Raw genomic sequence first — 19318 nt, forward strand, 5'->3', positions numbered from 1 at the left:
GGCAATGGTGCGGTGTTCAGAAACAGAAAAACCGCCCGGCCTGCGTGGGGCCGAGCGGTGACGCAAGGGTTTGCCGGCACCGGGGGGACGCCGAAAACCGCGGCGGGATGTCGTCTGTCGGTGTGCCCACCTCCCATCCCGCCTGCCTGAGCAGCATTGCTACATGCCGCCCGGCGCTCGCCAATAGGTCGTTAGTCGCGCGCCTCAGTCCCGGACGAGGGCCATGGCGACACCCTGGCCACCGCCGATGCACAGGGTCGCCAGGCCCTTCTTCGCATCGCGGCGGAGCATTTCGTGGAGCAGGGTCACCAACACGCGAGCGCCGGAAGCGCCGATTGGGTGGCCAAGGGCGACGGCGCCGCCGTTGACGTTGACCTTCTCGGCGTTCCAGCCCAGCTCCTTGCCGACCGACAGGGCCTGCGCAGCGAAAGCTTCGTTGGCCTCGATAAGCTCGACGTCGTCGAGACTCCAGCCGGCCTTTTCCAGGCAGCTGCGGGTCGCGGTCACCGGGGCGATACCCATGATCGACGGGTCGACGCCGCTGCTGGCATAGGCTTGGATACGCGCCAGAACCGGCAGGTTCAGACTGCGTGCGCGATCGGCGCTCATCAGCAGCACGGCGGCGGCGCCGTCGTTGAGGGTGGAGGCGTTGCCGGCGGTGACGGTGCCGTCCTTCTTGAAGGCCGGCTTGAGCTTGGCCAGGGACTCGGCAGTGGTGCCGGCGCGCGGCTGCTCGTCGGTGTCGAAGGACAGCGGCTCGCCCTTGCGCTGGGGAATCAGCACCGGGGTGATCTCGTCCTTGAAGCGCCCGGCTTCAATGGCCGAGGCGGCCTTGAGCTGGGACTGCGCGGCGAAGGCGTCCTGGGCTTCACGGCTGATGCCGAACTTCTCCGCCAGGTTCTCGGCGGTGATGCCCATGTGGTAGTCGTTGAAGGCATCGATCAGGCCATCGCGCAGCAAGGTGTCCTGCAGTTCTGCGTGACCCATGCGCAGGCCGGTACGGGCCTTGGGCAGTACATAGGGCGCCAGGCTCATGCTTTCCTGGCCGCCGGCGATCACCACGTCGGCATCGCCACAGCGGATCGCCTGGACGCCGAGGAACAGCGATTTCAGGCCCGAACCGCAGAGCTTGTTGATGGTCATCGCGGGTACTTCAACCGGCAGACCAGCACCGATGGACGCCTGGCGCGCGGGGTTCTGTCCGGCGCCGGCGGTGAGTACCTGGCCGAGGATCACTTCATCGATCTGGTCCGGCTTCACGCCGCTGCGTTCGAGCAGCGAGCGGATCACCAGGCTGCCCAGTTCATGGGCGGGAATATTCGCCAGGCTGCCCTGGAAGGCGCCGATGGCGGTGCGGGTGGCGGCGACTATCACTACGTCTTGCATGGATCATTCTCCGGAAGGCTTGGGCTGCCCTCTCCCCCCCTCTCCCTTCGGAGCGGGGCGCGTAGCCAGGGTTGGGGAGAGGGAAGCGCGGGATAACTCAGAAGGTCATTTCCTTCACATCGTCCGGCACGATCAGGCGGCCGGCGGTCTTCTCGGCGATCTCGGCAACGCTCACGCCCGGCGCGGTCTCGCGCAGGATGAAGGCGCCGTCCTCGATCTCCAGGTAGGCCAGATCGGTGAGCACCTTGCGGATGCAGCCGGCGCCGGTCAGCGGCAGCGAGCAGCGTTCCAGCAGCTTGGATTCACCGTCCTTGGAGGCGTGGGTCATGGTGACGATGATGTTGTCCGCGCCGGCCACCAGGTCCATGGCGCCGCCCATGCCTTTCACCAGCTTGCCGGGAATCATCCAGGAGGCGATGTTGCCCTGTACGTCCACCTCGAAAGCGCCCAGCACGGTGAGGTCGACGTGGCCGCCACGGATCATCGCGAAGGATTGCGCGGAGTCGAAGATCGACGCGCCCTTCACGGCGGTCACGGTCTGCTTGCCGGCGTTGATCATGTCGGCGTCGACGCTGTCCTCGGTGGGGAACGCACCCATGCCGAGCAGGCCGTTCTCCGATTGCAGCATCACTTCCATGCCCTCGGGCACGTAGTTGGCGACCAGGGTCGGGATGCCGATGCCCAGGTTCACGTAGAAGCCATCCTGCAGCTCGCGCGCCACGCGCTGAGCCATTTGTTCGCGGGTCAATGCCATCTTCTTGTCTCTCTTGTCCGGTGGGCTCAGGAACGCACGGTGCGTTTTTCGATACGCTTTTCGAAGGTTCCCTGAATGATGCGGTCGACGTAGATGCCGGGGGTGTGGATCTGGGTCGGGTCCAGTTCGCCCGGTTCGACGATTTCTTCCACTTCGACGACGGTGATGCGGCCCGCGGTGGCGACGATGGGATTGAAGTTCTGCGCAGTGTGGCGATAGATGACGTTGCCATAGTGGTCGGCCTTCCAGCCCTTGACGATGGCGAAGTCACCGGTGATGGCGCGTTCCATCACGTAGTGGCGGCCCTCGAACTCGCGCACTTCCTTGCCATCGGCGACCGGGGTGCCGTAGCCGGTGGCGGTGAAGAAGGCCGGGATGCCGGCGCCGCCGGCACGGAGTTTTTCCGCCAGGGTGCCCTGCGGGGTCAGCTCGACCTCCAGTTCACCGGACAGCAGTTGCTGCTCGAACAACGCATTTTCGCCAACGTAGGAGGCGATCATCTTGCGGATCTGCCGATCCTCCAGCAGCACGCCGAGACCGAAACCGTCGATGCCGCAGTTGTTGGAGACCACAGTCAGGCCCTTCACGCCCAGCTTGCGGATCTGCGCGATGAGGTTCTCCGGGATGCCGCACAGGCCAAAACCGCCGGCCAGTACCGTCATGTCGTCGGTGAGCCCGGCGAGGGCTTCCTCGTAACTGCCTACACGCTTGTCGAGTCCTGCCATGTTGCTGCCTCTTTCTTATTTGGAATGTCCGACCCATCGGTCAGAGAGCGAATGCAGCTTCACCGGCAAAGACTGATTTGTTAAGTTTGTTTTTCCAATCGATTGATTTGGCGTATTTATAAATGACCGTAAAGCAACTGCGCGCCTTCCTCGCCGTGGCCCAGAGCTTGAGCTTCGCCCAGGCCTGCGAGCGCCTGCACCTGTCGCAACCGGCGCTGAGCCTGGCGATCAAGAGCCTGGAGGAATCCCTGGGCGGCCAGTTGTTGGTACGCACTACGCGCAGCGTGGCATTGACACCCGAAGGCGAGACGTTGCTGCCGGTGGCACGGCGCCTGCTGGCGGACTGGGACAACGCCGAAGAACTGATGCACCAGCACTTCACCCTGCAACTGGGCAAGGTTTCCATCGCCGCCATGCCCTCCTTCGCCGGCAACCTGCTGCCTGCCGTGCTGCGCACCTTCCGTGATCGCCACCCGAAGGTGAATGTGGCGGTACACGACGTGATCAACGAGCAGGTGCTGGAGATGGTCCGCAACCGCCGTGTGGAACTGGGCATCGCACTGGAACCGGACAGTCTCGACGGGCTGACCTTCACGCCCTTCTATACCGACCGTTTCGTCGCGGTGCTGCCGGCGGATTCACTGCTGGCGAATGAGGCGCGAATTACCTGGGAGCAGTTGCTGGAAGATCACTTCATCACCCTGCAGCGCCCGTCAGCCGTGCGCTTGTTGCTGGAAGACCAGTTGGCGGCACGGCACGGTCGACTGCCGGTGGCGTTCGAAAGCCACCAGTTGGTGACGGTGGGCCGGATGGTCGCCGAGGGGCTGGGCGTCAGCGCCGTACCGCGTCTGTGCCGGCAGCAGATGGAGGAGTTGGGCGCGCGCTGCGTGGTGCTTGAGGAACCGCGCATCGAGCGCCGCGTTGGCCTGTTCTGCCTGGCGGAGCACCAGTTGTCCAGCGCCGCGCAGGCGCTGAGCGATGTGCTGGTGCACGGGACAGATTGGGCGGGGATGGAGCGGGAGTGATCGCGCCACGGGCCCAAGAGCCCCTCCCCCTCCCAGAGGGAACACTTCGAGAGCGCCGGCTGACTCAGAATTTCTCCTCGCACCGAACGTTCCCCTCTCCCTTTAGGGAGGGTTAGAGTGAGCGAGATCCATGGTTGCGGAATCTCAGATCTTTCCCCCCATCCGCAAACTGATCTCCCGTGCCACTTCCAGCAGCGCCCCCGCCGCCTCACCGTGAACTTCGGCGGCAAAGCTCGCTTGTGAGCCAACCACGGTAATCACCCCGGCCAGTTCGCGGCCGGTCTTGAACAGCGGCACCGACAGCGCGTTCACTCCAGGCATCAGCAAACCGTGGACCGCATGCAGTCCTTCGCTGCGAATGCTCTCCAGCACTGATTGGTCCGCGCCCTCCTCCAGCCCAGCCTTGAACGCCGCGAACACCAGCCCGGTGGATGAACCATGCAGCGGCAACACCGAGCCTACCTGCGTGACCAGCGTGACCATGCCCTGGGCCGGCTCGACCTGCACCACGGTGGGCCCGTGACTGCCCCAGATGGCGAGGAAGCAGGTCTGCCCCAGCGCGTCGCGCAGATCGGCCAGCGCCGGGCTGGCGACCTTCACCACATCCAGCCGGCGGATTGCGGCCAGGCCGACGTACAGCGCCTCACGCCCCAGGCCGTAATGGTTGGTCAGGGGATCCTGCTCGGCGAAGCCACTGGCGATCAATGCCTGCAGGTAGCGATGAACCTTGGCCGCCGGCATGTCCAGGTACTCGCCCAGGCGCTTGAGCGAGGTACTCGGCGCGAGGTCCGCCAGGGCCTTGAGGATCTGCGTGCCGACCTCGGCGGACTGCACCTTCGCGCCCTTCGTCGGGACGGAGTCTTCTGCGTCGTTCATGGTCTTCAACTTAAAGGAACTCCCGGACGGGCTTGACGGCCCGTCGACACGAAATTACGTTAATCGTAATTCAATTACGATAAAAAGAGTAAAACCACCATGACCGCCTCTCCTGCCTACCAATCCGGGTTCGGCAACGAATTCGCCAGCGAGGCCCTGCCGGGTGCACTGCCCGTAGGCATGAACTCGCCGCAGCAGGTACCGTTCGGGCTCTACGCCGAGCAGTTCTCCGGCACCGCCTTTACCGTCCCGCGCAGCGAAGCCCGGCGCACCTGGCTGTATCGCATCCGCCCGTCCGCCGCGCACCCGCGCTTCGAGCGCCTGGAGCGGCAGATCACCGGCACGGCGCTTGGCCCGGTCACGCCCAATCGCCTGCGCTGGAACAGCTTTGAAATCCCGCAGGAGCCTACCGACTTCGTCGACGGCCTGCTATGCATGGCCGCCAACGCCGAGGCAGAAGCCTGCAGTGGCGTCAGCCTGTATGCCTACCGCGCCAATATCTCGATGCGCCGGGTATTCTTCAACGCCGACGGCGAACTGCTGATCGTGCCCCAGGCCGGCCGCCTGCGCCTGGTCACCGAACTCGGCATGCTGGAGGTCGAACCGCTGGAAATCGCCGTGATCCCGCGCGGCATGCGCTTGCGCGTCGAACTGCTCGACAGCCAGGCCGCCGGCTATATCGCCGAGAACCACGGCGCCGCCCTGCGCCTGCCCGACCTCGGTCCCATCGGCAGCAACGGCCTGGCCAATGCCCGCGACTTCCTCGCCCCGGTGGCGCATTACGAAGACGTGGAAGGCCCGGTGCAACTGGTGCAGAAATTCCTCGGCGAACTCTGGGCCACCCAGCTCGACCACTCGCCGCTGGACGTCGTCGCCTGGCACGGCAACAACGTGCCCTACAAGTACGACCTGCGCCGCTTCAACACCATCGGCACGGTGAGCTACGACCACCCGGACCCGTCCATCTTCACCGTACTGACCTCGCCCAGCGACACCCATGGCATGGCCAACATGGACTTCGTGATCTTCCCGCCGCGCTGGATGGTGGCCGAGAGCACCTTCCGCCCGCCGTGGTTCCACCGCAACCTGATGAACGAGTTCATGGGCCTGATCCAGGGCGTGTACGACGCCAAGGCCGACGGCTTCGTCCCCGGCGGCGCCTCGCTGCACAACTGCATGAGCGCCCACGGCCCGGACAACGCCACCACGCGGCAGGCCATCACCGCCGACCTAAAACCCCACAAGATCGACCAGACCATGGCCTTCATGTTCGAGACCGGCCGCGTGCTGCGCCCCAGCCGCTTCGCCCTCGACTGCCCGCAGCTGCAGCCTGACTACGACAGCTGCTGGAGCGGCATGCAGAAGACCTTCGACCCTTCCCAGGAGCAGTAACATGAGCGCCGCCCACAGCACACAAAGCTGGATCGAATCGGCCAACGGCCACCCGGATTTTCCCCTGCAGAACCTGCCGCTGGGCGTGTTCAGCCCGCCGGGTGACTCGCCCCGTGGCGGCGTGGCCATCGGCGACTACATCTTCGACCTGAAGACCGCTTGCGAAACCGGCCTCTTCCACGGCGCCGCGCACCAGGCCGCGCTGGTGGCCAGCGGCGACAGCCTGAACGCCTTCTTTGCCCTCGGGGGCACCGCACGACGTACCCTGCGCGATGCGCTGATCTACCTGCTCAGCGAAGGTAGCGGCGAACAGAAGCGCATGGAGCACTTGGGCGCCGCGCTGCTCAAGCCCCAGGCCGCGTGCCGCATGCACCTGCCGGCCAAGGTTGGCGACTACACCGACTTCTACGTCGGCATCCACCACGCGAAGAACGTCGGCAAACTGTTCCGCCCGGACAACCCGCTGCTGCCCAACTACAAGTACGTGCCCATCGGCTACCACGGTCGCGCGTCCACCGTCGTGCCCTCCGGCACCGAGGTGCGCCGCCCCAACGGCCAGACCCTGCCCGCCGGCGTCGACGTACCGACCTTCGGCCCCTGCGCACGCATGGACCTGGAGCTGGAACTGGGCATCTGGATCGGCCAGGGCAACGACCAGGGCAAGGCGATCCCGATCAATGCGGCCTCCGGCCACATCGCCGGCTTCTGCCTGCTCAACGACTGGTCCGCGCGTGACGTTCAGGCCTGGGAATACCAACCGCTGGGACCGTTCCTGTCGAAGAGCTTCGCCACCACGGTGTCGCCCTGGGTGGTCACCGCCGAGGCGCTGGAGCCTTTCCGCGTGGCCCAGCCGGCCCGCCCGGAAGGCGACCCGCAGCCGCTGCCGTACCTGTACGACGAAGGCGACCAGCAACACGGCGCTCTGGATATCGAGCTGGAAGTGCTGCTGCACACTGCGCGCATGCGCCGCGAACACCAGGCTCCCGAGCGCATTGCCCTGAGCAACACGTTGAACATGTACTGGACGGTCGCACAGATGGTCGCGCACCACAGCGTCAATGGCTGCCGCCTGCAACCGGGCGACCTGTTCGGCTCCGGTACCCTCTCCGGCGAGACCCCTGACAGCTTCGGCAGCCTGCTGGAAATGACCTTTGGTGGAAAGCAGCCGGTGGTGCTGGCCAATGGCGAAGAACGGCGCTTCCTCGAAGACGGCGACGAGATCATCCTGCGCGCCCGCTGCCGCCGCGAGGGGCATGCGACCATCGGCTTCGGCGAATGCCGCGGACGGATTCTGCCAGCGCACTGATGCGATTCCCGCGGACCGTAGGGCGCATAACGCGTCAGCGTTATTCGCCCTACGCCTCATACCGCTCTGCGCTCCACCCATCCTACGACTCGCCACCGCGCGAGGCTTTTCGTAGGGCCGAGGGGGACGCCTAGTCCTTGCTCGCGAACAGCCAGTGTCACCGCGGCTGGGCGGTTCGCGAGCAAGCTCGCTCCTACAAGTCCGGTCCGATACAAATCCCGCGCAAAAAAAAACGGGCCCGAAGGCCCGCTGCTAAACGAGGGTGTTGCTCTCTCTATCAATCAGTGCGCGATGCACACCGACTTGATCTCGGTATAGGCCTCGACCACGGCACGGCCGAACTCGCGGCCCATGCCCGACTGCTTGACGCCGCCGAAGGGCATGCTCGGGTCGAGCAGCACGTGGGCGTTGACCCACACGGTGCCGGACTCGATGCGCGGCACCAGGTTCATCGCCTTGCTCAGGTCGTTCGTCCACAGGCTCGCGCCCAGACCGTATTCGCTGTCGTTGGCCATCTCGATGGCCTGGTCTTCATCATCGAACGGCAGCACCGCCAGCACCGGGCCGAAGACTTCGTCACGGGCCACGGCCATCTGCATGGTCACGTCCGCCAGCACGGTGGGCTGCACGTAGAAACCGTTGCCAGCGATCCGCTCACCGCCACAGACGATGCGCGCGCCCTGCTCACCGGCGCGGGCAATGTGCTCCAGTACGCTGCGCTGCTGCTTGGCGGATACCAGCGGGTTGATCTGCGCGGATGGATCCATGCCCTCGCCCAGGCTCATGCCGGCGACGGCAGCGGCCAGCTTCTCGACGAACTCGTCGTAGCGCGAGCGATGTACGTAGAAGCGCGAAGCCGCAGCGCAGACCTGGCCGTTGTTCAGCAAGCCGCCCAGCAGCGCGCCCTGCACCGCGTTGTCGATGTTGGCGTCGGCCAGCACGATCATCGGGTTCTTGCCGCCCAGTTCCAGGGCAAAGCGGGTCATGTTCTGCACGGCGGCCAGGCCGACGCTGCGACCCACCGCAGTGGAACCGGTGAAGGACACCTTATTGACCAACTTGTGGCTGGCCAGGCCACCACCGATACGCGGGCCATCGCCAGTCACCAGGTTGAACACGCCGGCCGGTACGCCGGCTTCGAAGGCCAGTTCAGCCAGGCGCAAGGCGGTCAGAGGAGTTTCCGAAGCGGGCTTGATCACCACGCTGTTACCGGTAGCCAGTGCCGGGATCAACTTCCACACAGCGATCATCAGCGGGAAGTTCCACGGCACGATGCCGGCGACCACGCCTACCGGCTCGCGGCGGGTGTAGGCGGTGAACTTGGCGCCCGGCGGCAGCGGGATGGAGACGTTCAGCGACTGGCCTTCGATCTTGGTCGCCCAGCCAGCCATGTAGCGCATGAACTCGACGGTGGCGCCCACATCCAGCATACGCGCGATATTGATCGACTTGCCCTGGCTGAGGGTTTCCAGCTGGGCCAGTTCTTCGCCGTTGGCTTCCACCAGGTCAGCGAAGCGCAGCAGAATGCGCTCGCGGTCGGCCGGGCGCAAATCGGCCCAGACGCGGGACTTGTAGGAGGCGTGGGCGGACTTCACCGCGTGGTCGAGCAGGTCGGTGTCGATGTCGGCAACGCTGGAGATCGCCTCGCCGGTGGCCGGGTTCAGCACGTCGGTGCGGGCGCCTTCGGGCACCACCCAGGCGCCGTCGATGAAGCAGCCATGCTTGCGCTGCAGGAAGGCCGTGACCTTGGGCAGAGTCTGTGTGACGTTCATGGTCTCTCCTGGAATATCAGTGCTGCTGGCTCAGCCAGCAGGTGAGCGCCCGCCGCTCGGCCGCGTCGGCCAAGCCTGCAAAGGGCATGTAGGTTCCGGGCACGGCGGCCTGGGGCTGGCTGACGAAGGCGTCGAGATTGTCGCGCGACCAGGCCGCGCCCTTGCTCTTCATCGCCTGGGAATAGCTGAAGCCGGCGAGCGAACCGGCCATGCGGCCGACCACGCCATGCAGGTTGGGGCCCATCATGCCGGGGCCGTCGGCCTTGGCGGTGTGGCAGATCGAGCAGTCGCGGGCGAAGACGGTCTCGCCTTTCTGCGCATCGTTTGCCGGGCAGCCCCCGGCGAACGCCAGGACCGGTTGCAGCAGCGCGCCGGCCAGCAGCAGGCCGAGGGCACCGAATCGGAGCTTGTTACGGGACATCGGGATATCACCTTCGAGAACAGCGTGCGGCCGAGAGGGCGCGCGTCATCGAAGCTGATTGTTGCCAGCGGCGCTCGGGAGAGTCTTTTCCTCTGTGCCAGACGTGTTGGCGGGAGTGCCAGGATGGCACTCAGGTGACGAGGATCATTGTGCGAAAGCGTTCGCGAGCAAGCTCGCTCCTACAGAGGTAGCACCGTCGCTCTCTTCGTAGGACCGAGGGGGGACGCCTGGTCCTTGCTCGCGAACCCGCATGGGCACGGTGCTAACCCACGGCATGGGTATCGCCGTCGACCGGCTGAATCAATTGGCGTAACGCTTGCGATACTCGCCCGGAGAAACCCCGAAGCGCCCCTTGAACGCCGTGGAGAAGTAGCTCGAATCGGAGAAGCCCCAGGCATAGCCCAGCGCCGACAGCTTCTGCTCGAACTGGGCGTTGCGCAGGGTTTCGGCGCAGAAGTCCAGGCGGCGGTTCTTGATGTACTGCGCCACCACCAGGCCCTTCTTGGCGAACATGCGGTACAGGCCGCGCACCGAAATGCCCACTTCACGGGCGATCAGCTCGGGGCAGAGCTCTTCGGCGCCGATGTGCTGGTCGATGAAGACGGTGGCCTTGCGGAACATGCGTTCGTGGTTGTCCTGCTCGGCGTCGTGGCTGGCCAGCGCCGGGCGCAGCAGCGTCACCAGGGCGTCGAGGGTCGCTTCGCTTTCCAGCATGCCGAGGCTTTCCTGCTGGCTGGTCTCGACGATCAGTCGATTGGCGAGCACGGCAATCGGCGAGCTGGCGGGGATCTTCGAGGCGCAGGTCACTTCCGACATGCGCAGGCCGCGCTCGATCACCTGGCGCGGAAGGATCAGCGAGAGCTGCCGGGATTCCTCCAGGTAGGTCATGTCGCTGGGGCGGCTGGCGTCGATCAGGCTGATGTCGCCTCGCGACAGCTCCACACGGTTGTCGCCCTGCTCCAGGCGCGAGCGCCCTTCGAGCTGGAACACCGCGTAGTAGTGGCCGCCGGCGCTGGAGCCGACCTCCTTGCTGGTCCGGTAGAGGTGCACCTGGGCCATGTCGACCACGGAAAGCTTGATCGCACCGCCCTGGTACTCGCGCAACCGTCCATGGAACTGGGGGCCGAGGGTACGCGCATCGAAACGACCGCACGCCCGGTTGACCTGTCCCAGCCACGCCTCGAAAGCGTCATCCCTCAATGTCGATGAAGAATTCATGACCTGCAAAGCCTCACACGCATTGTTTGTTGTTATTCAGCGACAGCCTCATGGGCCTGTCGTCATCGTCCGCCGCTCGCCTTCTCAGGAAGGATTCGCGGCGGTGTCCCCGCGCTGCAGCCGCAGCGTTGCAGAGCGGGAGGCATTTTTCACGCCAACTCCTGTCAGTTCAATCCGCCGAAACGCTTGTAGAAGCTTTCCCCGACGTCCGGCAGCGGGCCGTCGGCGGTCTCCAGGTTGCGGTTCAGCCAGTCCTCGGCCTTGGCGTGGATCAGTCGGTAGATGTTGCGGCACAGCTGTCGCGCGGCGCGGCCTTCCCAATCACCCGGCAGCAGCTCGTCGGGCAGTTGTGGGTCGCGCAGTAGCAGCCGGCGGTATTCGTGGATCAAAAGGGTGCGCGCCAGGAAGCAGTCTTCCGGGCGCAACTGGTCCTGCTCGCGCAGTGCCTGCCAGAGCGGGCGGAACAGCTGGATGAATTCGCTGTAGTGCTCGCCGAGCTCGTCGATCTTCCAGCTCTCGCGCACCTGCAGGCGCATGGCACGGGACGCCAGCACGTCCTGCGCGCGGGTTTCGAAGACAATGCAATCGTCGGCGACTTCGAGATCCTGCAGAGTCGCCATGACGTCGCTGCGGTCGGCGCGCGGGCAGGCCATGACGGTCGGAGAAATCGCGCCAAAGCCCTGCCATTCCAGTTCCTCGCGGACCTGCTTGCGCTTGTCGGCAGCGATCTGCGAGAGCATCACCAGGGTCCAGGAACCGTCCCAGGCCGGCAGGCTGGAGCTGTAGACGCGCTTGAAAGCCTTTTCGAACCGCCGCCGGCCGGTGCCGGTCAGGCTGTAGTAACTGCGCCGGCCGACCTTTTCGGCGGTCAGCCAGTCTTCCTTGGTCAGGCGGAAGATCGAGGTGCGGATCAGCCGCTCGTTGATGCCGAACGGTTCCAGCAGATTGATCAGGCTGCCCAACCAGACGGTGCCGCCGTGGGGTTCGATGGCATCGCCATACAGGGTGATGATCAGCGAACTGGCGCGGATCGGCGTCTGTTCCTGGAAGCGATTGATCAGCTGGTTCAGCGGTGCTAGAGCGGTCATGGCACGTTGCGCAGGCGAAGGAGCGGCGACTATACCTGCCCGCCGCACCGCCTGGCCATTGGAGCGAACCCCAGTACTCATGCGCCCTTCCCTGCCCCTGCCTTCGGCCGGAAACCGGAATCCCCCAGGCGCGGGCGCTCTTCTTCTATCTCTGCCAGCGGCTGGCACTCCACCAGGCTTTCGATACAGCGCCTGGCCAGGGCCTGGTATTCCTCGGTGCCACGGCGCTTCCAGGCGATCTCTTCGTCGCTGAGGCTGCGCTTGACGCTGGCCGGCGCGCCCATCACCAGGCTTTGCGCAGCGCACTCGAACTTGGCCTTGACGAAGGCGGCGGCTGAAACGATGGAGCGAGCACCGATCTGCGCGTAATCCATCACCACGGCGTTCATGCCCACCAGGGCGTCCTCGCCGATGCGGCAGCCGTGCAGCACAGCGCCATGGCCAATGTGGCCGTTGCGCTCGACGACGGTGTCGCTGTCCGGGAACCCGTGCATGACGCAGGTGTCCTGAAGGTTCGCGCCCTCTTCGAGGACGATCCGCCCGAAATCACCGCGCAGTGCCGCCAGAGGGCCGACGTAACAGCCGGGGCCGACGATAACGTCGCCGATCAGCACGGCGGTGGGATGGACATAGGCGGTCGGGTGTACGACGGGGCGCACGCCCTCGAGGCTGTAGCAAGGCATCGGGCTCTCCAGCTTTACGGCATCGCTGCGCAAAGCGATTTGTTCTTTTGCATTTCTTGTATCACATCAAATCAAACCAACCAATCTAAATCTGCCGTATCGCTTCCAGCGACCAGCTGAAGGCCTTTAAAAATCCTTGTGAAACCAGCAAATACGCTGGAACCATTACCTTGCATGAGAACCGAGCCGATTCATTCGATGGCATCGGCAGAAACATTTTAGACACGCAATTTAACTTTCATAGTTGTTTTATTGTATCGCTTTAGGCCTATACTGCGGAAAGGCCGGAGTCGGGCAACGCCTGCCTCCCATAATTCCAATACCAGCCGGCCATGCAGCCGTGCGTGCAGCCTGAGGACGATGTCATGCCTCGCACCCTTGCCGTTCAGATGCCTGAAGCGGGCGTCCGCCTGATCACCCTGCAGCGCCCCGAAGCGCTGAACGCCCTGAACACCGAACTGCTCGGCGAACTGGCCGCCGAACTCGACGCCGCCGAGCAGGACAGCGAAACCCGGGCCGTGGTGCTCACCGGTAGCCGCAAGGCCTTTGCCGCTGGCGCTGACATCAAGGAGATGGCCGAGCGCGACCTGGTCGGCATCCTCAACGATCCGCGTGTCGGTTACTGGCAGCGCATAGCCGGCTTCTCCAAGCCGCTGATCGCCGCCGTCAACGGCTTTGCCCTGGGCGGCGGCTGCGAGCTGGCCATGCACGCCGACATCCTGATTGCCGGGGAGGACGCCCGCTTCGGCCAGCCGGAAATCAACCTCGGCATCATGCCCGGAGCTGGCGGCACCCAGCGCCTGCTGCGCGCCGTGGGCAAGCCGCTGGCCATGCAGATGGTCCTCACCGGTGAAGCCATCGACGCCCGCCATGCTCAGCGCGCCGGCCTGGTCAGCGAAGTCACCCAACCCGAATTCACCGTCGAACGTGCACTGCAGATCGCCTGCAGCATCGCCGCCAAGGCGCCACTGGCCGTGCGCCTGGCCAAGGAAGCGCTGCTCAAGGCACAGGACACCGATCTTGCGACCGGCCTGCGCTTCGAGCGCTACGCCTTCACCCTGCTGGCCGGCACCGCCGACCGCATTGAGGGCATCCGCGCCTTCCAGGAAAAGCGCAAGCCGGCCTACGAAGGCCGCTGATCTCCCCCTCTTTTTTGCCTTTTGATGGAGCGAGCCCGCCCATGAACTTCGAGCACATCCTGTTTTCCATCGAGGACGGCGTCGCCCTCCTCAGCCTGAACCGCCCCGAGCAGCTCAACAGTTTCAACGCCGCCATGCATGGCGAGGTACGCGAGGCGCTCAAACAGGTCAGGCAGAGCCCGGAAGCCCGCGTGCTGCTGTTGACCGGTGAAGGCCGCGGCTTCTGCGCAGGCCAGGACCTGTCCGACCGCAACGTCGCGCCCGGCGCGGAAGTGCCCGATCTCGGCCAGTCCATCGAACAGTTCTACAACCCGCTGATCCGCACCTTGCGCGACCTGCCGCTGCCGGTCATCTGCGCGGTGAACGGCGTGGCCGCCGGCGCCGGCGCGAACATTCCGCTGGCCTGCGACCTGGTGCTGGCGGCGCGCTCGGCCAGCTTCATCCAGGCTTTCTGCAAGATCGGCCTGATCCCCGATTCCGGCGGTACCTGGACCCTACCGCGCCTGGTCGGCATGGCCCGCGCCAAGGCGCTCGCGCTGCTGGGCAATCGCCTCACCGCCGAGCAGGCCGAGCAGTGGGGCCTGATCTACCAGGTGGTGGATGACGCCAACCTGCGTGAGGAAGCCCTCAAGCTCGCCCGTCATCTGGCCACCCAGCCGACCTACGGCCTGGCGCTGATCAAGCGCAGCCTCAACGCCAGCCTGACCAACAGCTTCGACGAGCAGTTGGAGCTGGAGCGCGACCTGCAGCGCCTGGCCGGCCGCAGCGAGGACTACCGCGAGGGCGTGGCCGCCTTCATGGAAAAACGCACCCCCAGCTTCAAGGGCCGCTGATCGATGAGCGCACTTTCGAAAGACACAAAAGTCGCGGTGATCGGCGCCGGCGCCATGGGCGCGGGTATCGCTCAGGTCGCCGCCCAGGCCGGCCATCTGGTGAAGCTCTACGACAACCGCCCCGGCGCCGCCGCCCAGGCCATCGACGGCATTGACCGCCAGCTCGGCCGGCTGGTGGAAAAAGGCAAGCTTGACGCCGAAGCTCGCAGCGCCATCGTCGCCCGCCTGCAACCGGTGGAAGCCATCGACGCGCTGGCCGATTCGAAGCTGGTGATCGAGGCCATCGTCGAGAACCTGGAGGTCAAGCGCAGCCTGTTCCAGCAGCTGGAAGCCCTGTGCGCAGAAGACTGCATCCTCGCCAGCAACACCTCGTCGCTGTCCATCACCAGCCTCGCCGCCGGCCTCAAACGCCCGCAGCAGGTGGTCGGCATGCACTTCTTCAACCCGGCACCGCTGATGGCGCTGGTGGAAGTCGTCTCCGGCCTCGCCACCGACCCGGCGCTGGCCGACAGCCTGTACGCCACCTCGCTGGCCTGGGGCAAGAAACCGGTTCACACCAGGTCGACCCCCGGCTTTATCGTCAACCGCGTGGCGCGCCCCTTCTACGCCGAAAGCCTGCGCCTGCTGCAGGAAGGCGCCGCCGACTGCGCCACGCTGGATGCGCTGATGCGCGACGCCGGCGGCTTCCGCATGGGCGCCTTCGAGCTGACCGACCTGATCGGCCACGACGTCAACTACGCCGTCACCTGCTCGGTATTCGCCGCCTACTACGGCGACTTCCGCTTCCAACCCTCGCTGATCCAGAAGGAACTGGTGGATGCCGGCCGCCTCGGCCGCAAGAGCGGCCGCGGCTTCTACGACTACGCCGAAGGCGCCGAGCGCCCGCAGCCCGCCAGCCTGAGCAGTACCGCTGCCGTCAGCGCCTGCGTGCTGGAAGGCGACCTGGGCGTCGCCCAGCCGCTGGTGCAACGCCTGAAAGACGCCGGCATCGAAGTCACCCAACGCGCCGGCAATGGCCTGCTGCACGTCGGCGATGCGGTGATCGCCCTGTCCGATGGCCGCCTCGCCAGCCAGCGCGCCAAGGAAGACGGCCTGCGCAACCTGGTGCTAATCGACCTCGCGCTGGATTACACCAAGGCTTCGCGCCTGGGCATTGCCTGCTCGGCGGACACCACGCCCGCAGCCCTCGACCAGGCCGTCGCCCTGCTGGCCAAGGCCGGCATCGCCGCCAGCCGCCTGAGTGACACGCCTGGCCTCGCCGTGCTGCGCACCGTGGTGATGCTCGCCAACGAAGGCGCGGATGCCGTGCTGCAAGGCGTCGGCAGCGCCGCTGATATCGACCTCGCCATGCGCGCCGGCGTGAACTACCCGCAGGGCCCGCTGGCCTGGGCCGGGCAGATCGGCATCGGCAACGTGCTGCGCGTACTCGACAACCTGCAGGCCGCCTACGGCGAGGACCGCTATCGCCCATCCCTGCTGCTGCGCCGCCTGCATGTCGAGGGGAGAACCTTTCATGACTGACGCTACCCAACTGGCCCGCGCCTGCGCCGAGGCCATGTACGAGCGCGACCAGGCCACCCGTCGCATGGGCATCCAGCTGCTGGATGCCGGCCCCGGCAGCGCCAAGCTGTCGATGCGCGTGCGCGAGGACATGATCCAGGGCCACGGCACCTGCCACGGCGGCTACCTGTTCGCCCTGGCCGACTCGGCCTTCGCCTTCGCCTGCAACAGCTACAACGACGCCACCGTCGCCATCGGCTGCAGCATCGACTACGTGGCGCCGACCCGTGAAGGCGACGAGCTGATCGCCAGCGCCTTCGAGCAGAGCCGCAGCGGCCGCACCGGCAACTACGACGTGCGCATCGAGAATTCCCAGGGCCAACTGATCGCCCTGTTCCACGGCAAATCCTACAAAGTGCGCGGCACCGTGCTGGCGCAGGAGACCTCCGAATGACAGACCTCACTGACGCCCTGATCATCGACGCGGTGCGCACGCCGATTGGCCGCTACGCCGGCGCCCTGTCCGGCGTGCGCGCCGACGACCTCGCGGCGATCCCGATGAAGGCCCTGATGCAGCGCCACCCGGAGCTGGACTGGAGCGCCATCGACGACGTGATCTTCGGCTGCGCCAACCAGGCCGGCGAGGACAACCGCAACGTCGCCCATATGGCCTCCCTGCTGGCCGGCCTGCCGGTCACCGTGCCGGGTACCACGCTCAACCGCCTGTGTGGCTCGGGCCTCGACGCCGTGGGCAGCGCCGCCCGCGCCCTGCGTTGCGGCGAGGCCAGCCTGATGCTGGCCGGCGGCGTGGAATCCATGTCCCGCGCGCCGTTCGTGATGGGCAAGTCCGAGCAGGCCTTTGGCCGCACTGCGGAAATCTTTGACACCACCATCGGCTGGCGCTTCGTCAACAAATTGATGAAAAAGCAGTTCGGTATCGACTCCATGCCCGAGACGGCGGAGAACGTCGCCGAGCAGTTCAACATCAGCCGCGAAGACCAGGATGCCTTCGCCCTGCGCAGCCAGCACAAGGCCGCCGCCGCCCAGGCCAATGGCCGTCTGGCGAAGGAAATCGTCCCGGTGGAGATTCCCCAGCGCAAAGGCCCGGCCAAGGTGGTCGAGCAGGACGAACACCCGCGCGGCGACACTACCCTGGAGCAGCTGGCCAAGCTTGGCACACCGTTCCGCGAAGACGGCAGCGTCACTGCCGGCAACGCCTCGGGCGTCAACGACGGTGCCTGTGCGTTGCTGATGGCCTCCCCGGCCGCCGCCGCGCGTCACGGCCTGAAGGCCCGCGCCCGCGTGGTCGCCATGGCCACCACCGGCGTCGAGCCGCGGATCATGGGTATCGGCCCGGTGCCGGCGACCCGCAAGGTGCTGGAGCTGGCCGGCCTGGCGCTGAACGACATGGACGTGATCGAACTCAACGAAGCCTTCGCCGCCCAGGGCCTAGCCGTGCTGCGCGAGCTGGGCCTGGCAGACGACGACGCGCGGGTGAACCCCAACGGCGGCGCCATCGCCCTCGGCCACCCGCTGGGCATGAGCGGTGCGCGCCTGGTGACCACCGCCCTGCATGAGCTGGAGGAACGCGGCGGCCGCTACGCCCTGTGCACCATGTGCATCGGCGTCGGCCAGGGCATTGCCCTGATCATCGAAAGAATCTGATCCACAGGGAGCTTCGCCCCCCGCACCGCCAGTCGCCAAGTGCGCCGGCTGGCAGACAGAGCAACGTCTCTGGCAGGGGTTCGAATCCTTCCGCGAACGGGGGCGTTATGCTGCTCCCATGACACTCGCAGCCCGCTTACGGGCTGGCGTACAAGAACAAATCGAGTGAACCCATGAACATGTACCATGATGCCGAACGTGCCCTGCTTGACCCGATGGAGACCGCCAGTGTCGACGAGCTGCGCCAGCACCAGCTGGAGCGCCTGCGCTGGAGCCTCAAGCACGCCCACGACAACGTCCCGCTGTACCAGAAGCGCTTCGCCGAGGCTGGTGTACACCCGGACGACCTGACCTCCTTGGACGATCTCGCCAGGTTCCCCTTCACCGGCAAGAACGACCTGCGCGACAACTACCCCTACGGCATGTTCGCCGTGCCGCAGAACGAGATCGTGCGCCTGCACGCCTCCAGCGGCACCACCGGCAAACCCACGGTGGTCGGCTACACGCAGAACGACATCGACACCTGGGCCAACGTGGTCGCGCGTTCCATCCGCGCCGCCGGCGGCCGCAAGGGTGACAAGGTGCATGTGTCCTACGGCTACGGCCTGTTCACCGGCGGCCTGGGTGCGCACTACGGCGCCGAGCGCCTGGGCTGCACCGTGATCCCGATGTCCGGCGGCCAGACCGAGAAGCAGGTCCAGCTGATCCGCGATTTCCAGCCGGACATCATCATGGTCACCCCGTCCTACATGCTCAACATCGCCGACGAGATCGAGCGCCAGGGCGTCGACCCGCACAGCCTCAAGCTGCGCCTGGGCATCTTCGGCGCCGAGCCGTGGACCGCCGAACTGCGCCGCGCCGTGGAAGAACGCATGGGCATCACCGCCCTGGACATCTACGGCCTTTCGGAAATCATGGGCCCGGGCGTGGCCATGGAGTGTGCCGAGACCAAGGACGGCCCGACCGTCTGGGAAGATCACTTCTACCCCGAGATCATCGACCCGGCGACCGGCGCCGTGTTGCCGGACGGCCAGTACGGCGAGCTGGTGTTCACCTCGCTGTCGAAGGAAGCGCTGCCGATGATCCGCTACCGCACCCGCGACCTGACCCGCCTGCTGCCAGGCACCGCGCGGCCGATGCGGCGCATCGACAAGATCACCGGGCGCAGCGACGACATGCTGATCATCCGTGGCGTCAACGTCTTCCCGACCCAGGTCGAGGAACAGGTGCTGAAGATCAAGCAGCTCACCGAGTGCTACGAGATCCACCTGCACCGCAATGGCAACCTCGACTGCATCGACGTCCACGTCGAACTGCGCCACGACCAGCAGAACCTGTCGGCGGACGAACAGAAGGCCATCGGCAGCGAACTGGGCAAGCAGATCAAGACCCACATCGGCGTCAGCGCCCGCGTGCTGGTGCAGCCGAGCCACAGCCTCAAGCGTTCGGAAGGCAAGGCCTGCCACGTGTATGACAATCGGCCCAAGGGCTGATTCGCCGGCGTGACTGAAGGCCCCGCTTCGGCGGGGCTTTTT

The 19318-nt window shown here is 65.9% G+C and carries 18 protein-coding genes; 9 read left to right on the forward strand and 9 right to left on the reverse strand.

Annotated elements, in window-relative coordinates; all coding sequences use genetic code 11:
* Window positions 1–204: 204 nt before the first annotated feature.
* The 3 genes from LDJ84_RS16505 to LDJ84_RS16515 form a co-directional block, all read right to left on the reverse strand.
* A complete protein-coding gene (locus tag LDJ84_RS16505) occupies window positions 205–1386 on the reverse strand; it encodes an acetyl-CoA C-acetyltransferase (protein WP_226045065.1) in 1182 nt (393 codons plus the stop codon).
* A 97-nt stretch (window positions 1387–1483) separates the two neighbouring features.
* The gene (locus LDJ84_RS16510; RefSeq protein WP_065085236.1) at window positions 1484–2140 is read right to left on the reverse strand and encodes a CoA transferase subunit B; all 657 of its coding nucleotides are present in this window, start codon (window positions 2138–2140) and stop codon (window positions 1484–1486) included.
* Window positions 2141–2166: 26 nt separating this feature from the next.
* Window positions 2167–2865: a CoA transferase subunit A gene (locus LDJ84_RS16515; protein WP_024764444.1), complete on the reverse strand. Its 699-nt coding sequence runs from the start codon at window positions 2863–2865 to the stop codon at window positions 2167–2169.
* 122 nt (window positions 2866–2987) lie between these two features.
* Here LDJ84_RS16515 and LDJ84_RS16520 point away from each other — a divergent pair, with 122 nt between their 5' ends.
* A complete protein-coding gene (locus tag LDJ84_RS16520) occupies window positions 2988–3890 on the forward strand; it encodes a LysR family transcriptional regulator (protein ID WP_024764443.1) in 903 nt (300 codons plus the stop codon).
* 144 nt (window positions 3891–4034) lie between these two features.
* Here LDJ84_RS16520 and LDJ84_RS16525 read toward each other — a convergent pair whose 3' ends face one another.
* Window positions 4035–4766, reverse strand: coding sequence for an IclR family transcriptional regulator (locus LDJ84_RS16525; protein ID WP_193452619.1), 732 nt, complete (start codon window positions 4764–4766; stop codon window positions 4035–4037).
* A gap of 99 nt (window positions 4767–4865) precedes the next feature.
* On the opposite strand from LDJ84_RS16525, the gene hmgA reads away from it, so the two are divergent.
* Both hmgA and fahA read left to right on the forward strand, forming a co-directional pair.
* Window positions 4866–6158, forward strand: coding sequence for a homogentisate 1,2-dioxygenase (gene hmgA, locus LDJ84_RS16530; RefSeq protein ID WP_024764441.1), 1293 nt, complete (start codon window positions 4866–4868; stop codon window positions 6156–6158).
* 1 nt (window position 6159) lies between these two features.
* Window positions 6160–7464, forward strand: a complete 1305-nt coding sequence (fahA, locus tag LDJ84_RS16535; RefSeq protein ID WP_024764440.1) for a fumarylacetoacetase — start codon at window positions 6160–6162, stop codon at window positions 7462–7464.
* A 281-nt stretch (window positions 7465–7745) separates the two neighbouring features.
* On the opposite strand, the gene LDJ84_RS16540 is transcribed toward fahA, so the two are convergent.
* The 5 genes from LDJ84_RS16540 to paaY all read right to left on the reverse strand — a co-directional run bounded on the left by LDJ84_RS16540 (window position 7746) and on the right by paaY (window position 12646).
* Window positions 7746–9236 (reverse strand): aldehyde dehydrogenase family protein, encoded by a 1491-nt coding sequence (locus tag LDJ84_RS16540; RefSeq protein ID WP_084359277.1) that lies wholly within the window; start codon window positions 9234–9236, stop codon window positions 7746–7748.
* Window positions 9237–9252: 16 nt separating this feature from the next.
* A complete protein-coding gene (locus tag LDJ84_RS16545) occupies window positions 9253–9657 on the reverse strand; it encodes a c-type cytochrome (RefSeq protein ID WP_024764438.1) in 405 nt (134 codons plus the stop codon).
* A gap of 300 nt (window positions 9658–9957) precedes the next feature.
* The gene (gene feaR, locus LDJ84_RS16550) at window positions 9958–10875 is read right to left on the reverse strand and encodes a transcriptional regulator FeaR (RefSeq protein WP_024764437.1); all 918 of its coding nucleotides are present in this window, start codon (window positions 10873–10875) and stop codon (window positions 9958–9960) included.
* A gap of 164 nt (window positions 10876–11039) precedes the next feature.
* On the reverse strand, window positions 11040–11963 hold the full coding sequence (gene paaX / locus LDJ84_RS16555) for a phenylacetic acid degradation operon negative regulatory protein PaaX (protein ID WP_024764436.1): 924 nt from the start codon (window positions 11961–11963) through the stop codon (window positions 11040–11042).
* 77 nt (window positions 11964–12040) lie between these two features.
* Entirely contained in the window at window positions 12041–12646 is a 606-nt protein-coding gene (gene paaY, locus LDJ84_RS16560) for a phenylacetic acid degradation protein PaaY (RefSeq protein ID WP_024764435.1), read from the reverse strand.
* Between the two features lie 365 nt (window positions 12647–13011).
* Here paaY and paaF point away from each other — a divergent pair, with 365 nt between their 5' ends.
* From paaF to paaK, 6 genes are all read left to right on the forward strand, one after another.
* Window positions 13012–13785 (forward strand): 2,3-dehydroadipyl-CoA hydratase PaaF, encoded by a 774-nt coding sequence (gene paaF / locus LDJ84_RS16565; RefSeq protein ID WP_226045066.1) that lies wholly within the window; start codon window positions 13012–13014, stop codon window positions 13783–13785.
* A 41-nt stretch (window positions 13786–13826) separates the two neighbouring features.
* A complete protein-coding gene (gene paaG, locus LDJ84_RS16570; RefSeq protein ID WP_024764433.1) occupies window positions 13827–14618 on the forward strand; it encodes a 2-(1,2-epoxy-1,2-dihydrophenyl)acetyl-CoA isomerase PaaG in 792 nt (263 codons plus the stop codon).
* A gap of 3 nt (window positions 14619–14621) precedes the next feature.
* Window positions 14622–16139 (forward strand): 3-hydroxyacyl-CoA dehydrogenase PaaH, encoded by a 1518-nt coding sequence (paaH, locus tag LDJ84_RS16575; protein WP_024764432.1) that lies wholly within the window; start codon window positions 14622–14624, stop codon window positions 16137–16139.
* Window positions 16132–16572 (forward strand): hydroxyphenylacetyl-CoA thioesterase PaaI, encoded by a 441-nt coding sequence (gene paaI / locus LDJ84_RS16580; RefSeq protein WP_024764431.1) that lies wholly within the window; start codon window positions 16132–16134, stop codon window positions 16570–16572. Before paaH ends, paaI begins: the two co-directional genes overlap by 8 nt.
* Window positions 16569–17783, forward strand: coding sequence for a 3-oxoadipyl-CoA thiolase (pcaF, locus tag LDJ84_RS16585; RefSeq protein ID WP_024764430.1), 1215 nt, complete (start codon window positions 16569–16571; stop codon window positions 17781–17783). The genes paaI and pcaF overlap by 4 nt, the downstream gene beginning before the upstream one ends.
* A 173-nt stretch (window positions 17784–17956) precedes the next feature.
* The gene (paaK, locus tag LDJ84_RS16590; RefSeq protein WP_226045067.1) at window positions 17957–19276 is read left to right on the forward strand and encodes a phenylacetate--CoA ligase PaaK; all 1320 of its coding nucleotides are present in this window, start codon (window positions 17957–17959) and stop codon (window positions 19274–19276) included.
* Window positions 19277–19318 lie beyond the last annotated feature (42 nt).

Source organism: Pseudomonas sp. HS-18, from assembly GCF_020401845.1.
In the GTDB taxonomy this organism is placed as follows: domain Bacteria; phylum Pseudomonadota; class Gammaproteobacteria; order Pseudomonadales; family Pseudomonadaceae; genus Pseudomonas; species Pseudomonas nitroreducens.

What these genes read in the sequence shown, in the direction of transcription:
- LDJ84_RS16520 (WP_024764443.1), top strand. Translation starts at nt 2,988, where the DNA reads ATGACCGTAAAGCAACTGCGCGCCTTCCTCGCCGTGGCCCAGAGCTTG.
- paaY (WP_024764435.1), bottom strand. Translation starts at nt 12,646, where the DNA reads ATGCCTTGCTACAGCCTCGAGGGCGTGCGCCCCGTCGTACACCCGACC.
- LDJ84_RS16545 (WP_024764438.1), bottom strand. Translation starts at nt 9,657, where the DNA reads ATGTCCCGTAACAAGCTCCGATTCGGTGCCCTCGGCCTGCTGCTGGCC.
- paaK (WP_226045067.1), top strand. Translation starts at nt 17,957, where the DNA reads ATGAACATGTACCATGATGCCGAACGTGCCCTGCTTGACCCGATGGAG.
- pcaF (WP_024764430.1), top strand. Translation starts at nt 16,569, where the DNA reads ATGACAGACCTCACTGACGCCCTGATCATCGACGCGGTGCGCACGCCG.
- LDJ84_RS16505 (WP_226045065.1), bottom strand. Translation starts at nt 1,386, where the DNA reads ATGCAAGACGTAGTGATAGTCGCCGCCACCCGCACCGCCATCGGCGCC.
- fahA (WP_024764440.1), top strand. Translation starts at nt 6,160, where the DNA reads ATGAGCGCCGCCCACAGCACACAAAGCTGGATCGAATCGGCCAACGGC.
- hmgA (WP_024764441.1), top strand. Translation starts at nt 4,866, where the DNA reads ATGACCGCCTCTCCTGCCTACCAATCCGGGTTCGGCAACGAATTCGCC.
- LDJ84_RS16540 (WP_084359277.1), bottom strand. Translation starts at nt 9,236, where the DNA reads ATGAACGTCACACAGACTCTGCCCAAGGTCACGGCCTTCCTGCAGCGC.
- paaH (WP_024764432.1), top strand. Translation starts at nt 14,622, where the DNA reads ATGAGCGCACTTTCGAAAGACACAAAAGTCGCGGTGATCGGCGCCGGC.
- paaG (WP_024764433.1), top strand. Translation starts at nt 13,827, where the DNA reads ATGAACTTCGAGCACATCCTGTTTTCCATCGAGGACGGCGTCGCCCTC.
- LDJ84_RS16525 (WP_193452619.1), bottom strand. Translation starts at nt 4,766, where the DNA reads ATGAACGACGCAGAAGACTCCGTCCCGACGAAGGGCGCGAAGGTGCAG.
- LDJ84_RS16515 (WP_024764444.1), bottom strand. Translation starts at nt 2,865, where the DNA reads ATGGCAGGACTCGACAAGCGTGTAGGCAGTTACGAGGAAGCCCTCGCC.
- LDJ84_RS16510 (WP_065085236.1), bottom strand. Translation starts at nt 2,140, where the DNA reads ATGGCATTGACCCGCGAACAAATGGCTCAGCGCGTGGCGCGCGAGCTG.
- paaI (WP_024764431.1), top strand. Translation starts at nt 16,132, where the DNA reads ATGACTGACGCTACCCAACTGGCCCGCGCCTGCGCCGAGGCCATGTAC.
- paaF (WP_226045066.1), top strand. Translation starts at nt 13,012, where the DNA reads ATGCCTCGCACCCTTGCCGTTCAGATGCCTGAAGCGGGCGTCCGCCTG.
- feaR (WP_024764437.1), bottom strand. Translation starts at nt 10,875, where the DNA reads ATGAATTCTTCATCGACATTGAGGGATGACGCTTTCGAGGCGTGGCTG.
- paaX (WP_024764436.1), bottom strand. Translation starts at nt 11,963, where the DNA reads ATGACCGCTCTAGCACCGCTGAACCAGCTGATCAATCGCTTCCAGGAA.